This window comes from Epilithonimonas arachidiradicis, assembly GCF_003610695.1.
Classification (GTDB): domain Bacteria; phylum Bacteroidota; class Bacteroidia; order Flavobacteriales; family Weeksellaceae; genus Epilithonimonas; species Epilithonimonas arachidiradicis.
Map to the genome: position 1 here is coordinate 87,801 of NZ_RAQH01000008.1, position 14,990 is coordinate 102,790.

Genomic DNA, 14,990 nt, shown 5'->3' on the forward strand with positions numbered 1-14,990 from the left:
ACAATAGTTAATTTTATTGTCTATCTTTACTCAGCAAAACACAAAGGGTATATTAAATTAATAATCAACTATGTATCCGAAAGAATATATCAATTGTGACCAGGAACCCATCCATATCTGTGGCGAAGTCCAGGAATATGGGTTTCTAATTGGAGTTCAAAATTCTAAAATAGTTTCTTACAGCGAAAATATTCTAGACCTTTTTTCTATAGATTCTAATGCACTGATTGGAAAAGATATCCATGTATTATTTAGTGAGCTTGATATCAATGTCAATTGGGAAAATTATTCTAATAATCAAGAGCTTGCAATACAGCATATTGATTATAACAATATAGAATATACTTTAAGTATTCATACCAATCTGGAAGTCACTTTTTTTGAGATAGAAAAAGTAGTTCCTAATCATAAAATCAACAAAGAATATGCTGCGATACAACATATTCTTAGAAATTCTAATGATGAAAATATCTGGAAAGTCCTGTTGAAAGAGATTCAGGATGTGATTGATTTTGACCGTGTAATGATTTATCAATTTCATTATGACGGAAGCGGCCAGGTAATTGAAGAATTAGTTAAACCAAATCTTGAGAGCTACCTGCATCTCCATTATCCGGAATCTGACATTCCTGCCCAAGCCCGGGCGCTGTATCTTAAGAACCCGGTAAGAATCACATCACACGTCTCCGGGAAAACCTACCCTATTGTTGGTGTAATCCCGAGAGAGAATATGGATCTTACTTACAGCGTCACAAGATCGTCGTCGCCTGTACATAGAGAATATCTGAAAAATGCGAAAGTCGAGGCAAGTTTCAGTACTTCCATTATTGTCAATGGAGAATTGTGGGGAATGGTGGCTTGTCAAAATGTTGAGCCAAAACATCTTGATCTTCAATCCAGATTACTGGCAGAGACTTTGACGAGGACTTCTGCGAACGCCTTTGCCTCTTACAGATCGTTGCAGACTTTGGAAGAATACCAGAGAATCAATCTTAATAATATCTCTCTTCGTCAAAATCTACTGAGTGAGGAGGATTTTGGAAAGGCGCTCGAAACGAATATCAATGATATTATGGACAGCTGTGCGGCGGACGGAATGATTATCAAAATCAACAACGAGATCTTGACTGCCGGCATTGTCCCGAATCATTCTGATATAGAAAAAATCATTGTCTGGAGCAAAGAAAACAATGAGAATTTTGAAGAGAATATCTTCATTAGCAATACACTCTGCCAGGACATTAATATAGAATTGGACAATCCAGAAATCAGTTGTGGAATTATTACCAGCGTGCTTGGAAATAATACGTCTGATATGTTGATCTGGCTCCGTAAAGAACAAGGACAAAAAATAAAGTGGGCGGGAAAACCTGAAAAAGATACAGTTTCTGAAATCAAAGATGGTGTAGAGATCATCAAGTTTTCCCCAAGGAAGTCCTTCGAAGTCTGGAAAGAATATGTGAAAGGAACTTCCCTGCCTTGGAAAATCAAAGAAATAGAATCAGCAAGATGGATTACTTCTGTAATTCTAAAAGCTTCTCATACCAAATCTTCTCAGATTGTTGATCTTAATAATCAGCTGAAGGAGCTTAACCAAGAATTAGATTCTTTCTCTCATACGATTTCGCACGATCTCAATACGCCGCTGACGGTTATTAAACTGAATGCCCAGTTGGCAAAAAAGATTCCGGATCCGGAAAATGTCCAGAAAACATTAGACAACATTATTGTTCAGGTAGATACAATGAGCGAAATGATCCGGAATGTTCTGGAGTTAAGTAAAATCAAGAAATCAGAAATAGAATTGAGGAGAATTGAAGTTGATTCGCTAATCAGTAAACTGGCTGAAGATTCTAAAATCAGTTTTAATTCGCCTCATACAGAGATTGTCATAGAAAATACACCAGAGGTTTTAGGTGATAAAACGATGGTCTATCAGGTCTTTGTCAACGTGATTGGTAATGCGGTAAAATATTCTTCCAAATCGGAAAAGCCGCTGGTTAAAATAGAAGGTGAGATTTATGAAGATGCTGTAACTTACAAAATTACCGATAACGGAATCGGGATTGATCAGCAGGAATCTAATAAAATGTTCAAGATATTCAGCCGAATGAGTAATGCTAAGGAGTTCAAAGGCAATGGTGTTGGGCTGAGTATTGTTCATCACCTGATGGAGAAAATGGGCGGAAAAATAAGCTATGAAAGTGAAAGCGGCAAAGGCACAACATTTATTTTAAAATTTCAAAAACCAAATTATGATTTCAGTATTTCTTAAGGAGCAAACGAAACAACAACACGACGACACAGAAGCAAAATTACAATCACAAAAGATTTTTGATAAATCTTATACTTTAAATGATTACAAGACTCTTTTAATCCATAATTATAAACTGATCAGCAGATACGAGCCTCAGATCCAGGAAAAATTAAAAGCTTATCCGGAGTTGAAATTGGAACTGAGAAGTAAAATCGATGCTCTTCGAACAGATCTAAATAATCTGAATATCCAGACAGAAAATGAAAACCCAACTCACAATCTTGAAAACGAAGCTGAAGCTTTTGGCGCTTTGTATGTGATGGAAGGTTCTACACTTGGAGGCAATGTCATTGCAAAACAACTTAAAAAAAATCCGGAATTCGAAAATGTAGAGTTCAATTATTTTGGAGTTTATGGCGAGAATACAGGACCTTACTGGCAGGAATTTAAATCCATTATTGATGATAAAATTACCGAAGAACACTACAAAGATTGTGTAGCCGGCGCAAAAAAAGCTTATCAATTATTAGCATAAAAAAACGGAGCGATTTAATTTCGTTCCGTTTTTCTTTTTATTGATTTCTAAATTATTTCTCGATTTTTACCAATTCTACATCGAAAACCAACCAAGAGTTTGGTGGGATCACACCTCCTGCTCCTCTTTCGCCGTATCCTAATGCTGGTGGAATCAATAGCGTTGCAGCTTCTCCTTCTTTCAATAAAAGAATCCCTTCGTCCCAACCTTTGATAACTTGTCCCACTCCAATTGGAATATCGATAGGCTGACCTCTTTTGAATGAGTTATCAAACTCTTCTCCATCCACTAGTTTCCCGGCATAATGCACAGCAACGGTTTGTCCTGCCGTTGGATTAGCTCCAGTGGAAGTTTTAGTAATTTTATAATAAAGTCCAGATGGCGTTGACTGCATCCCGGCTTTCAGATCATTAACTAATTTTTCTTGCTTCTCGGCAAATTCCTTCAACTTTCTTGCCTTTTCTTCTTCAGCTTTTGCTAAGTAGGCCTTATTATTATCCTGGATTTTTGCTTTACCCTCTGCAAAGATTTTCGCAGCATCATAATGCTTGTATTGATCTCCTTTTGAGAAAACCGCAACTTTGTTTAATACAACATCAGTCTTTGGTTTGTCCTGAGCGCCTTTTTCTACATTGGCAATAGAATCGATAACCGCTTCTCCTTTTACAACTTTACCAAAAATTGTATGTCTTCCGTCCAGCCAAGGTGTCGCAACTTCTGTAATGAAGAACTGAGAACCGTTGGTATTAGGTCCGGAATTAGCCATTGATAAGATTCCTTTTCCCGTATGCTGAAGATCATTCTTCTCATCATCGAATTTGTAACCAGGATCACCCATCCCTGTTCCTTGTGGGTCTCCTCCTTGGATCATAAAATCCTTGATCACTCTGTGGAAGATCGTTCCATCGTAGAAGGGTTCTCCTTTTTTCTTCGATTTATTTTCGATTTTACCTTCGGCAAGACCAACAAAATTAGCTACAGTAACCGGAGATTTCTCATCCTCGAATTTTACTAAGATATCCCCTTTTGTTGTTACAAAATTCCCGTAAAGTCCGTCTGGCAGACTTTTGTAAGTTTCTTTGTCTATTTCCAATGTTTTACAATTTAATAGTGTTAATAATGTTATAGATAATGCTATAAATTTTTTCATTTTTATATAAGCGTTAGTTTTTATAGTACTTTAACTTTGATAATCAAAGGCATATCATTCGTGATCTTTTTGTTGTCACCATAGGTTCCGTAAGCTAAAACCGAAGGCACCAGCAATTCTGCTTCCTCTCCTTTTTTCAAATACCTTATGGCATCTTCTACAGCATCCATCTCCTGAAAATGACCAAATTCTACATCGATATTCTTAACCGGTGTTTCATACAGCTTAACTCTGTCAAAGTCGTAAATGTAATATTGGTAAGAGACTCTCTCGCCATTGTTCTTGCGGTAGTTTTTCTCGAGATTTTCTATATTAACCCAATAGTTCATTCCCATAGGGTAATATTTTTCATCTTGAGCTTTGATCCAGTCTTCTATTTGAGCTCTTTCCAAATCGTTCAGATCTTTGGTTCTATTTTTAGAAACTTCCATTTCACTTTCTGACATAAATTGCTCGTCAGGCTTCTGGACAGGCGACTGTTTTACGCAGGAAACGGTAAGAATTAGAATCGATATGCAAAATAATTTCTTCATATTCCGATAATGTTCTCTGAAATAGCTCAAAAAACTTTTGCGAAAATAAGGATTTTAAAAGACTTAATTGGTATCAAAAAACAAAAACCGGAAGCAATTTTCCGGTTTTCATTCTTTCAATTTATCTTTAATTATTTAATTCTAGATACTGTAAGCGTGTTCTTCTACCAGAACTCTCCATCCAAAAGGATCTTCAGCTTTATTAGTCTGGATATTGACAAGATCATTCTTAAGTAACGAAGCGTAGCTTTCTTCTTCCGATAGCTGAGGTAATAACAAATGCTCACCTTGATAACCCAAAGCCTGGAAAACACTTGTAACAACTGCAGTTCCCACACCCCAAACTTCTTTCAAAGTTCCATTTTTCTGAGCGTCGATAACATCTGAAACCTTAACATTACCAATCACTACCTCAATACCTCTTTTCTTCGCCAATTGGATAAAGCTATCTCTGGTAACACCATCCAAAATTTTATCAGATGTTTTAGGCGTATAGATGGTATCATTGATTCTTACAAAAACGTTCATTGTTCCACTTTCTTCAAAATATTCGTGAGAACAATCGTCTGTCCAGATAATCTGCTCATAACCTTCTTCTATAGCCAACTGAGTAGGATAGAATGAAGCAGCATAGTTTCCTGCTGCCTTTGCAGCTCCTACACCTCCACTTGCTGCTCTGGAATAATGATCAGCAATTTTTACAGAAACTGGCGCAGTGTAATAATTTTTTGCCGGCGTTGCAACAATGGCAAACATATATTTTTCAGAGATTCTTGCTTTAAGTGCTTCTTCCGTAGCGAATAATAATGGTCTGATGTAAAGTGACATTCCTTCCCCGTGAGGAATCCAGTCTCTATCAATATCCACCAAAGCTTTCAGCCCATCCATAAACATCTCTTCGGAAATCTCAGGAATTGCCAATCTTTTTGCGGATTTGTTAATACGTTCAAAATTCTTTTCCGGGCGGAAAAGGAACACCTGACCGTCTTTATCTTTATAGGCCTTCATTCCTTCGAAACATGCTTGTCCGTAATTAACCCCCATCATAGCAGGGGTAAAACCTATTGGACCATAAGGAATCAACTGTAGATCCCCCCATTTTCCATTCTCGTATTCACAAATAATCATATGATCTATAAAAGTGTTCCCGAATGAGAAATCTGTAGGATCAAATGAAGAAATTCTTGGGTTTGAAGTTTTTTGAATTATCATTTTTTAATTTTTTGTTGAGGTATTACAAATATATAATAATTTTTTAATAATCAAAATTTAGTTTAATTTTGTAAAAAAATACTTTGAAAAGAGAATTAATCAGCACTAGTGACGGAAGCAAAACATTATTAATCAATGGTTTAGAAGAGACTTACCATTCTAAACATGGCGCCCTTCAGGAAGCCGTTCATGTATTTATCAAAAATGGATTGAATTTATTAAATGATTACGAAATTAATATTTTAGAGTTAGGATTTGGTACAGGTCTTAACGTTTTGGTAACATTTGATGAATATTTGAGAAATGATAAAAATCATAAAATCAATTATTTTGGTGTCGAAAAATATCCGATTTTTTTACAAGAAGCAGCAGAATTGTCTTATTCTGAATTATTTCCGGACCCAATTATCAAAAATTTGTCTTTAGAGATTCATAAAAAAGAATGGGAAAAATCATTGGAACTAGATGTTAATTTCCATCTCAAAAAAATAAAAGAAGATTTTTTTAAGATCAAAGATATTAGCCTACCTCCAATTGATTTGGTTTATTTTGATTGCTTTGGAGCTAGAGTTCAGCCGGATCTTTGGGAAAAAGAGTTGTTTGAGATTGTTGCTTCCAAAATGAAGACAGGAGGATTATTAACAACATATTCATCAAAAGGAAGTGTGAGACGCATCTTGATCGAGCTAGGCTTCGAGGTTGAGAAAAAACAAGGCCCTCCCGGAAAAAGAGAAATGATCAACGCCTGGAAAAAATAATTTCCCTAAATTAGGCATTGCAAATCACAATTTATGATAGACAAAATCAACATCAGGGTTTACGCGCTTTGTATAAAAGATAACAAAGTGCTTGCACTACACGAGGAATATGCTGGAGATCATCTTCTTAAATTACCCGGCGGTGGATTAGAATTCGGAGAAAGTACATTGGAATGCCTTAGAAGAGAGTTTCAAGAAGAACTTAATCTTGAAATTGAAGTTAAAGATCATTTTTATACGCAGGACGATTTTCTGGTTTCCAGATTTCGGGACAATGAGCAGTTGATTACAATTTATTATTTAGCCGAAATCCTCAATGAAGAAGATCTGCTAATCCTGGATCCTTGCATAGAAAAGACAGAATGGATACCGCTAGAAGGAGACAATCCCTTCCCATTACCAATTGACAAACGCGTTTTTGATATAGCAAAACAAAAATTCCTGAATTAAGATTCAGGAATTTTTTATTCAATTTTTTAAGAATTATTTCACTTCAACAAAATTAACATCGCCTTCATATTTTTTGTCGATTATCAGAATCATTGCAGCTTGAGTTATGTAAGATTGATCCTCTCCAACTGATTTTCTATATTTAACTTCAAGAATGTTGCTGTTCTTTCTAATTGAAACTAGCTCTAATTTTATAGTTTGATTTGAAGGATCTTCAATTTGTGCTACAACAAATTCGCGGGAAAAATCGATTGGTGTCGGTTTTCCGTTCTTTCCCATTATTGTTGCCATTCCAAACACCTGATCAAACGCTTCTTGAGTTTCAAATTTGGGACTATCCATTGCAGCATCGATATTATTTTTAACGAAATAATTCTGTGCTTCTTTGTAGGGAATCTCTTCATTAATGACTGAGTCTCCTGGTTTGACAGATGAATTACAATTAATTAAAATCAATAACAAAATAATGTAAGCAATATACTTTCTCATAATTAGGATGCTTGTTTTTTCATTCTCCTCTCCAGCTCTTCCCGCTGATAATCTCTTACGGTTTTACCTGTTCCGTCGTGTCGCCAGCCTGGTGAATAGAAAAGATATTTTAACTTATCTGTAAATTTTAAATCAGGTTGTTTCAGGTCTCTTGCAATTTTTTTCCATTCGTAGAACACAAGATTTACAGGACCTTTGTCTTCCATTTTTGGATAGATTCCGTATTTGATGGGAACTTCCGGAACTTCTTTTTCGAATGTTCCAAAAATTCTGTCCCAGATAATCAGCGCCATTCCCATATTCCTGTCCAGATAACGGATATTGCAGGCGTGATGAACCCTATGATGTGAAGGCGTTACCATAAACCACTCCAGAAAACCAAGGTTCTTAACGGTTTGTGTATGGACCCAAGTCCCATAAACCTGTAAAACCGAATATGCCACCATAATATGCCAAGGATTGAATCCTAAAAATGCCAATGGCGAAAAGTACAAATACCTGTATAAAGGTTGTAAAACAGGACTTCTGAAACCTGTTGTGATATTGAAGTGATCCGAACTGTGATGTGTGATGTGAACCGCCCAAAACGCTCTGGAATGATGATCTACATAATGCAAAACATAATAGGCAAAATCCTGTAAAACAAAAACCGCGACAAAATACCAGACGTTAAATTCCCAAGTGAACAAACGGTGGTGATAAAAGAAAAACATTACAGCCATAGACACTCCCTTCATCAGAAGATCTAATCCATAATTGAGGACAGCCAGATAAACATTGGATAAAACGTCTTTGGTCTCGTATAATTTTTCTTTGTTGAAATGACTATAAATCATTTCTCCTAAAATGACAATAGCGTGAATTGGTATAGACCACATATAGATGATCCCTTGCCCATTTTCGCTAAAAATTTCGTCTAACATGTTAATAGTTCTTATAAATTCCAAAGAAGATCTTCGTATTTTTTCAGGATAATCTCTTTGGAAAATCTGGATTTGATTGATTCTTTGATGTTTTCTCTGTTATTATTTTTGTAAACAGCGTGTTTTATTTTCTCTGCAAAGTTATCATAATCTTCTATATCAGCAATTTCGCCGTTGATCTGATCAATAATAATCTCGTCAATTCCACCGGGACAATTATTAGCTAAAGAGTAAACGCCACAAATTCCTGCCTCCAGAAGCACATTGGGAAAACCTTCATACCGGGATGATAAAATGAAAAGATCTGCAAATTTCAGGTATTGATAAGGATTTGTTTTTTTTCCATGAAAAATAACATGATCCAAACCGAGCATCTCTTTCATCTGGGTCAGCACTTCTTTATCACGACCATCGCCCAGAATGTGCAACAAAATATTCTGATTCTTGAGTCTCGTGAAAACTTTCAACAGATTATCAAAACCTTTTCTTGCCGACAGATTTCCAATGGCAACCACATTTTTGTATTGATGCGAAAATTCAGCAGGTCGTTCCGATTGATTCAGTTTTTCTTCAATAAAATTGACATCTACAGGATTGTTGATCTTAACCAATTTCTTTTTCTTGATACCAAAATTTTTAACTAAATCTTGCTGCATATCATTACTCTGAGCAATGATTTTATCGTAACCATTATAGAATTTATAGAAAAACCTGATCTCTTTTCTCGTCACATGTTGCGAGACAACGTTAGTTTCCCTTGCAATGAATTTTGTATTCGGAAATAATCTTGTAAAGAGAGACAAATACGCATTCACTTCACCAAAACCTGAAAATACAATGTCCGGTTTTCTCTTTTTGATTTCCAGAAGAATTGGTTTCAGAGAGTGCCGGATTCTCGGAGTCTGGATATCGATAATTTCAACATCGGGTTTCAGAAAATCAAGATAGGCGCCTTCTTTTCTCAACAAAAGAATCGAAGGAGAAAACCTTTCCCTGGGAAGATGATTGGCAATTGTTGTTACAATTCTTTCCGCCCCTCCAGTTTCCAAATCGGGTAATATGAAAATGATTGACTTTTTCATACGTAGATGTTCATTTTTTCAATGTTGATCTAAGTCACTAATTGTTTAGCGATTTCATCAATCAAAATTACAAAACCAAAATGGGAATTCCTATAAATAAAATTGTCGGAAAATTTTCCGACAATCATTATATTTAGTTAGCAACATCACTGATGAATTTGATCCTTAAAACTCTTACTTCATCATCTGTGAGATCATCGCCATATTCAGCCAGTAACGTTTTCATACTGTCACTTTCGGAATTTTTCATAAAATCCATAAAGTCATCTACAACATCTTCATCAAAATTTTCTTCGATATAATAATCGATATTCAGTTTAGTTCCCTGATAAACAATACTTTCCATTTCAGAAAGAAGATCACTCATTGATAGATGCTTAGCTTTCGCAATATCTTCAAGATCTATCTTTTTATCGGTATTTTGAATAATAAAAACCTTGTGGCTGGATTTATTGGCCACCTGTTTCATTACAAGATCCTGAGTTCTTTCTATACCATTATCCTCAACATATTTTTTTATAAAATCAGCAAATTCTTTTCCGTATTTTCTGGCTTTACCTTCACCTACACCGTAGATTTTCGCAACTTCCTCTACTGTAATCGGATATTGTACTGTCATATCTTCCAGGCTGGGATCCATAAAAACCGTATAAGGCGGAATGCCGTGTTTTTTAGCCACAGTTTTTCTAAGATCCTTTAACTGCCCAAATAACAACTGATCCAGTCCGCCACCAGCCTGAACCTGGACTTGCTCGCTGTCAGATTTTTGCTTGATTTGGGTTAGATCATATTCTCTGTCTTCAGCAATCAAAAACGGCTCTTTGTATTTTCCTGAAATAACGTCATTTCCTTTCTCAGAAATCTTCAGGACACCATAAGTTTCGATATCTTTTCTAAGAAAGTCCTGAACGGTAGCTTGTCTGATGATCGATTTCCAATAGTTATCCGTTTCTTCCTTTCCGAATCCGAAGAATTCTGTTTGTTCCAGTTTATAAGATTTGGTGACAGCCGTTTCTTTACCGGCAATGATTGTGATCAGATCTTTTGTACGGAATTTTTCTCCCAAGGATTTGATCATTTCCAATACTTTTTTCAAATCCTTAGCTGCATCCTTTAACTTTGGCGGATTCTGGGAATTATCGCACATCATTGCACCTTCACCTTTTACCGGATCAAATTTTTCTCCGAAATAATACAGCAAATATTGTCTTCGGCTCATTGATGTCTCTGCATAACCAACCACTTCATTCAAAAGTTGTAGTCCGATTTCTCTTTCGGAAACAGGTTTTTGAGCCAGGAATTTTTCTAATTTTTCAATATCTTTCGGATCATAGAATGCCAGACAGTAACCTTCTCCTCCATCTCTACCAGCACGTCCTGTTTCCTGATAATAGCTTTCTAAAGATTTCGGAATATCATAATGGATTACAAAACGAACATCCGGCTTGTCAATTCCCATTCCGAATGCTATCGTCGCAACAATCACGTCCACTTCTTCCATCAGGAATTTGTCCTGATTGGCAACTCTTGTTTTTTGATCCAACCCGGCGTGATAAGGTAATGCATTGATCCCATTAACCTGTAAAAGCTGGGCAAATTCCTCCACCTTTCTTCTGCTGAGGCAATAGACAATTCCGGATTTCCCTTTATGCTGATTGATGAATTTGACAATTTCTTTATCAACATTCACTTTTGGACGAATCTCGTAATATAAATTAGCTCTGTTGAAGCTTTCTTTGAAAACCAGAGCATTGTTCATTCCCAAAGTTTTCTGAATATCATCCTGAACCTTTGGTGTCGCAGTTGCCGTTAAAGCAATCACGGGAACATCTGCGATCTTATCAATAATGCCTTTCAGGTTTCTGTATTCCGGGCGGAAATCATGTCCCCATTCTGAGATGCAATGCGCTTCATCAATGGCAACAAAAGAAATTTTTACGTCTCTCAAAAATTCAAGATATTCTTCTTTGATTAAAGATTCCGGAGCAACATATAACAGCTTTGTTTTGCCAGCTGTGATATCATCCATCACCTGTTTTGTCTGGGATTTGTTAAGAGAAGAATTGAGGACGTGAGCCACACCTTCGTCAGACGATAAACCGTTTACCGCATCCACCTGATTTTTCATCAATGCTATTAATGGAGAGACTACGATGGCCGTTCCTTCAGAAATCAATGCCGGCAGTTGGTAACAAAGAGATTTTCCGCCACCAGTTGGCATTAAAACAAACACATCTTTTCCACCGAGAAGTTCCTGTATAATCTGTTCCTGTTGTCCTTTGAATTTTGAAAATCCAAAATATTTTTTGAGTTCTGCAGATAAGTTGATGTCTTTTGTGCTCATCCTTTAATATAGTTTGCTAAATTTGCATTTTATTGAAAGGTTATACATTAATGGTAATTCCTGAATTTTAGGGATAAAAAAATGAAGCTAAAAAACTTCATTTTGCTCTATTAAATTGTAAGCGTGAAGGTACAAAATAAATATTATTAAAAAAAATAATTAAATACTTTAAAATTTTGGATCCAAAAGGAATAATCGCAAACGCCCATCAAGCGCTGGATATAGAAATTGATGAGTTAAAAAATCTTAGAAACCGACTGAACGACAGCTTTATAAAAAGTGTTTTAACCATCAACGAATCGAAAGGGAAATTGATTATTGTCGGGATTGGAAAATCGGCTCATGTTGCCAATAAAATTGTTGCAACGCTTAACTCTACAGGGACTCCTTCTCAATTTTTACACGCTGCAGAAGCGATCCACGGCGATCTTGGTGTCATCCAAAAACAAGATGTTGTATTATGCATCTCCTACTCCGGAAACTCTCCGGAGATTGTCAACCTTCTACCCTTTTTGAAAGATTATTCCTCCGCTCTGATTGGAATGACCGGAAATCCCGAAAGTAAACTGGGAAAAGCGGCAGATATTATTCTCAATACACACGTTGACAAAGAAGCGTGTCCTAATAAATTGGCGCCAACTAGTTCTACAACTGTTCAAATGGCTTTAGGAGACGCTTTAGCAATTTGTTTGATGGAGCTTAACGGATTTAAAGATATCGATTTTGCTAAATTCCATCCGGGTGGAAGCCTTGGTAAAAATTTGACCGCAAAAGTAGAGCAGTTTGTTTCCCAGAATAAGCCGGAAGTTTCGCCGGAATCAGGAATCAGAGATGTGATTATTTCTGTCAGCGGTTCAAAACACGGGATTACAGTCGTTATTGAAAATGAAAATATTATGGGCGTCATCACTGACGGTGACATCCGAAGAATGCTCCTGAATCAAGACGATATCTCTAAGGTTAAAGCTTCTGATATCATCAGTAAAAATCCAAAAACCATTGAAAAAAATCAATTAGCTAAAGAAGCGATGCAAATCCTAAAAGCATTCAATATCGGTCAGCTTGTAGTGACAGATCAAGGCAGATATTACGGGATTATCGACATCCATACGTTATTGGATGAAGGGATTGTTTAATATTTAAGATTAATATCAGTAATCATTTATAATTTATCATTTTATAATGAGCGAAGAAAAGGAGATGTCCTTCCTTGGACATATTGGTGAGCTGAGGTCACACCTTGTAAGATCTATTTTAGCGATTGTCATTTTAGCTATTATTGTTGGATTCAATATTAATTGGGTAATGGATCATATTTTTTTTGGTCCTACAAGAAACGACTTTTTAACTTTCCGAATTGTAAATCATTTTTCCAGAGAATTGACTGGTAATGACAGTTTTATTTTGCCAGCTCAGTTCAGTGTTCAACAAAAGCAGTTGTTCCAGCAATTCAATGTGATGATGGCGGTTTCTATTTTTTCTGGAGTGGTTTTAGCTTTTCCTTATATCGTTTGGGAAATCTGGAAATTCATCAGCCCAGCTCTTATGCCCAATGAGAAAAAAAATTCGATCTTCTATATCAATTCGATTTGGATACTTTTTATGACCGGCGTTTTGACGGGTTATTTTTTGATTTTACCTTTTGCAATCAATTTTGGATTGTTATTCAAAGTTTCAGATAATATCGTTCAGCTTTTTGATTTGTCAGATTACACGACCCTATTTTTACAAGTCACAATGGGAATGGGCGTTGTTTTCCTTTTTCCAATTGCAGTTTATATTCTGACTTCAATCGGAATTCTAACCCCAAAATTCCTTAGAACATATAGAAGACATGCTATCGTTTTAATAATGGTTGTTGCCGCTATTATCACACCCGCTGATGTTTTGAGTATGATGGCAGCAGCATTGCCATTAGTTTTACTTTATGAAATCAGCGTAATAATGTCCAATGTGATTTATAAGAAAATGCAGAAGCGGGAACTCAAAAAAGACATTTAATAAAGAATTAAATCAGCAATTAACCTTGCTGATTTTTTATTAAATAAAATTAACCTTTCACAATTTCTTTCCTGATTCTGCTGAGAGAGGTATCCGTAATTCCAAGATATGAAGCTACATTTTTAAGCGGTGCAAATTTCAGAACGTCAGGTTTTTCTTGAATTAAGTCTAAATAACGTTCTGTTGCCGATTTGGTAATCATTTCCACAGAACGGTTTTTGAGGTAAAATAACTGATAAGACATCCACGCTCTCCCCCATTCTGTCAACGCCGGAATACTGTGAAACAGTTCCTGGAAATCATCATAGCTTATTTTCCAAACCACACAATCCGTCTCAGCCTGGATATTTTCTATCGAAGGTATTCTTTGAAACAACGATGATGCTTCTATGACAATGTCAGATTCTGTGAAAAAATTAATGGTGATGTCGTTAGAATCAACATCATAAACGAAAGACCGCACAACGCCGCTTTCTAAAACAAAATATGAATTGAGGATGTCATTTTCCTTTAAGAAAAAATCACCTTTTTTATAATTGATTTTGTGATGTTTACTGAAGATAAGATTAAGATCTCCTTCGGAAAATGCGGGATGTTGGTAAATATTTTTTAAAATGTCCATAAATGAAAAACGGAAAATCTAAAATAGTAGATTTCCCGTTATAAAGAATGATTTTATTCTAAATTTTATTTCAAGGCATTTACAGCCGCTTCGTAATTTGGTTCCTGACCTATTTCCGGAACTTGCTCCGTGTAGATTACAGTTCCTTTTTCGTCCAAAGCAACCACAGCTCTGCTCAATAATCCTTTCAAAGGAGAATCATCCAGAGTCACACCATAATCTTCTCCGAAATTCCCTCTGAAATCTGATAATACTTCTACATTATCAAGGCCCTCAGCCGCACAAAATCTGTTAAGAGCAAAAGGTAAATCCCTGGAAACATTGATGACAACGGTATTTTCCAAAGAACTCGCTTCCTTGTTGAATTGTCTTGCAGAAGCCGCACAAACACCGGTATCAATGCTTGGGAAGATATTTAGCAACACTTTTTTTCCTGTATAATCTGCCAAATGCTTTTCTGATAAATCTGCTCCAACTAGAGTAAACTCCTGAGCAACAGTTCCAACTTCCGGCAAACTCCCAACGGTATGAATAGGATTTCCTTTGAATGTAATTTGTGACATTGTTTTATATTTTATTGAGACTCAAAATTAGATATTTTTAATTTAAATAACATTAATAAATTTCATATTTT

Annotated in this window: 15 protein-coding genes; 6 read left to right on the forward strand and 9 right to left on the reverse strand. The window is 35.9% G+C overall.

Annotation, left to right across the window (positions count from 1 at the left end):
• Nucleotides 1–70: 70 nt before the first annotated feature.
• Together BXY58_RS12875 and BXY58_RS12880 are read left to right on the forward strand one after the other, a co-directional pair.
• Nucleotides 71–2,275 carry an ATP-binding protein gene (locus BXY58_RS12875; protein WP_120214273.1) on the forward strand — a complete coding sequence of 735 codons (2,205 nt, stop codon included), beginning with the start codon at nt 71–73 and terminating at the stop codon, nt 2,273–2,275.
• A complete protein-coding gene (locus BXY58_RS12880) occupies nt 2,256–2,792 on the forward strand; it encodes a biliverdin-producing heme oxygenase (RefSeq protein WP_120214274.1) in 537 nt (178 codons plus the stop codon). The genes BXY58_RS12875 and BXY58_RS12880 overlap by 20 nt, the downstream gene beginning before the upstream one ends.
• Nucleotides 2,793–2,844: 52 nt before the next feature.
• Here the strand turns inward: BXY58_RS12880 and BXY58_RS12885 are convergent, their stop codons facing one another.
• From BXY58_RS12885 to BXY58_RS12895, 3 genes are all read right to left on the reverse strand, one after another.
• Entirely contained in the window at nt 2,845–3,942 is a 1,098-nt protein-coding gene (locus BXY58_RS12885) for a peptidylprolyl isomerase (protein WP_120214275.1), read from the reverse strand.
• Between the two features lie 20 nt (nt 3,943–3,962).
• Entirely contained in the window at nt 3,963–4,475 is a 513-nt protein-coding gene (locus tag BXY58_RS12890) for an FKBP-type peptidyl-prolyl cis-trans isomerase (protein WP_120214276.1), read from the reverse strand.
• 141 nt (nt 4,476–4,616) lie between these two features.
• A complete protein-coding gene (locus BXY58_RS12895) occupies nt 4,617–5,687 on the reverse strand; it encodes a branched-chain amino acid aminotransferase (protein ID WP_120214277.1) in 1,071 nt (356 codons plus the stop codon).
• An 83-nt stretch (nt 5,688–5,770) separates the two neighbouring features.
• Here BXY58_RS12895 and mnmC2 point away from each other — a divergent pair, with 83 nt between their 5' ends.
• Entirely contained in the window at nt 5,771–6,445 is a 675-nt protein-coding gene (gene mnmC2, locus BXY58_RS12900) for a tRNA (5-methylaminomethyl-2-thiouridine)(34)-methyltransferase MnmC2 (RefSeq protein ID WP_120214278.1), read from the forward strand.
• A 33-nt stretch (nt 6,446–6,478) separates the two neighbouring features.
• Nucleotides 6,479–6,895 (forward strand): NUDIX domain-containing protein, encoded by a 417-nt coding sequence (locus tag BXY58_RS12905; protein ID WP_120214279.1) that lies wholly within the window; start codon nt 6,479–6,481, stop codon nt 6,893–6,895.
• Nucleotides 6,896–6,928: 33 nt separating this feature from the next.
• Here BXY58_RS12905 and BXY58_RS12910 read toward each other — a convergent pair whose 3' ends face one another.
• The 4 genes from BXY58_RS12910 to recQ all read right to left on the reverse strand — a co-directional run bounded on the left by BXY58_RS12910 (nt 6,929) and on the right by recQ (nt 11,733).
• Nucleotides 6,929–7,384 carry a hypothetical protein gene (locus tag BXY58_RS12910; RefSeq protein WP_120214280.1) on the reverse strand — a complete coding sequence of 152 codons (456 nt, stop codon included), beginning with the start codon at nt 7,382–7,384 and terminating at the stop codon, nt 6,929–6,931.
• A 2-nt stretch (nt 7,385–7,386) separates the two neighbouring features.
• Nucleotides 7,387–8,307, reverse strand: a complete 921-nt coding sequence (locus BXY58_RS12915) for a sterol desaturase family protein (RefSeq protein WP_120214281.1) — start codon at nt 8,305–8,307, stop codon at nt 7,387–7,389.
• Nucleotides 8,308–8,318: 11 nt separating this feature from the next.
• Complete coding sequence (locus BXY58_RS12920) at nt 8,319–9,389, reverse strand: glycosyltransferase (RefSeq protein WP_120214282.1); 1,071 nt, start codon at nt 9,387–9,389, stop codon at nt 8,319–8,321.
• A 133-nt stretch (nt 9,390–9,522) separates the two neighbouring features.
• Entirely contained in the window at nt 9,523–11,733 is a 2,211-nt protein-coding gene (gene recQ / locus BXY58_RS12925) for a DNA helicase RecQ (protein ID WP_120214283.1), read from the reverse strand.
• 176 nt (nt 11,734–11,909) lie between these two features.
• Here recQ and BXY58_RS12930 point away from each other — a divergent pair, with 176 nt between their 5' ends.
• Together BXY58_RS12930 and tatC are read left to right on the forward strand one after the other, a co-directional pair.
• On the forward strand, nt 11,910–12,869 hold the full coding sequence (locus BXY58_RS12930) for a KpsF/GutQ family sugar-phosphate isomerase (protein WP_120214284.1): 960 nt from the start codon (nt 11,910–11,912) through the stop codon (nt 12,867–12,869).
• 46 nt (nt 12,870–12,915) lie between these two features.
• On the forward strand, nt 12,916–13,734 hold the full coding sequence (gene tatC, locus BXY58_RS12935; RefSeq protein ID WP_120214285.1) for a twin-arginine translocase subunit TatC: 819 nt from the start codon (nt 12,916–12,918) through the stop codon (nt 13,732–13,734).
• 49 nt (nt 13,735–13,783) lie between these two features.
• Here tatC and BXY58_RS12940 read toward each other — a convergent pair whose 3' ends face one another.
• A complete protein-coding gene (locus BXY58_RS12940) occupies nt 13,784–14,356 on the reverse strand; it encodes a Crp/Fnr family transcriptional regulator (protein WP_120214286.1) in 573 nt (190 codons plus the stop codon).
• 65 nt (nt 14,357–14,421) lie between these two features.
• Entirely contained in the window at nt 14,422–14,919 is a 498-nt protein-coding gene (tpx, locus tag BXY58_RS12945; RefSeq protein WP_120214287.1) for a thiol peroxidase, read from the reverse strand.
• Between the last annotated feature and the right edge of the window lie 71 nt (nt 14,920–14,990).

Bases quoted from the DNA above. Each gene is read 5' to 3' on its own strand.
- BXY58_RS12885 (WP_120214275.1), bottom strand. From the start codon at position 3,942: ATGAAAAAATTTATAGCATTATCTATAACATTATTAACACTATTAAAT.
- tatC (WP_120214285.1), top strand. From the start codon at position 12,916: ATGAGCGAAGAAAAGGAGATGTCCTTCCTTGGACATATTGGTGAGCTG.
- BXY58_RS12910 (WP_120214280.1), bottom strand. From the start codon at position 7,384: ATGAGAAAGTATATTGCTTACATTATTTTGTTATTGATTTTAATTAAT.
- BXY58_RS12875 (WP_120214273.1), top strand. From the start codon at position 71: ATGTATCCGAAAGAATATATCAATTGTGACCAGGAACCCATCCATATC.
- BXY58_RS12920 (WP_120214282.1), bottom strand. From the start codon at position 9,389: ATGAAAAAGTCAATCATTTTCATATTACCCGATTTGGAAACTGGAGGG.
- recQ (WP_120214283.1), bottom strand. From the start codon at position 11,733: ATGAGCACAAAAGACATCAACTTATCTGCAGAACTCAAAAAATATTTT.
- BXY58_RS12915 (WP_120214281.1), bottom strand. From the start codon at position 8,307: ATGTTAGACGAAATTTTTAGCGAAAATGGGCAAGGGATCATCTATATG.
- BXY58_RS12940 (WP_120214286.1), bottom strand. From the start codon at position 14,356: ATGGACATTTTAAAAAATATTTACCAACATCCCGCATTTTCCGAAGGA.
- BXY58_RS12880 (WP_120214274.1), top strand. From the start codon at position 2,256: ATGATTTCAGTATTTCTTAAGGAGCAAACGAAACAACAACACGACGAC.
- BXY58_RS12905 (WP_120214279.1), top strand. From the start codon at position 6,479: ATGATAGACAAAATCAACATCAGGGTTTACGCGCTTTGTATAAAAGAT.
- tpx (WP_120214287.1), bottom strand. From the start codon at position 14,919: ATGTCACAAATTACATTCAAAGGAAATCCTATTCATACCGTTGGGAGT.
- BXY58_RS12895 (WP_120214277.1), bottom strand. From the start codon at position 5,687: ATGATAATTCAAAAAACTTCAAACCCAAGAATTTCTTCATTTGATCCT.
- BXY58_RS12890 (WP_120214276.1), bottom strand. From the start codon at position 4,475: ATGAAGAAATTATTTTGCATATCGATTCTAATTCTTACCGTTTCCTGC.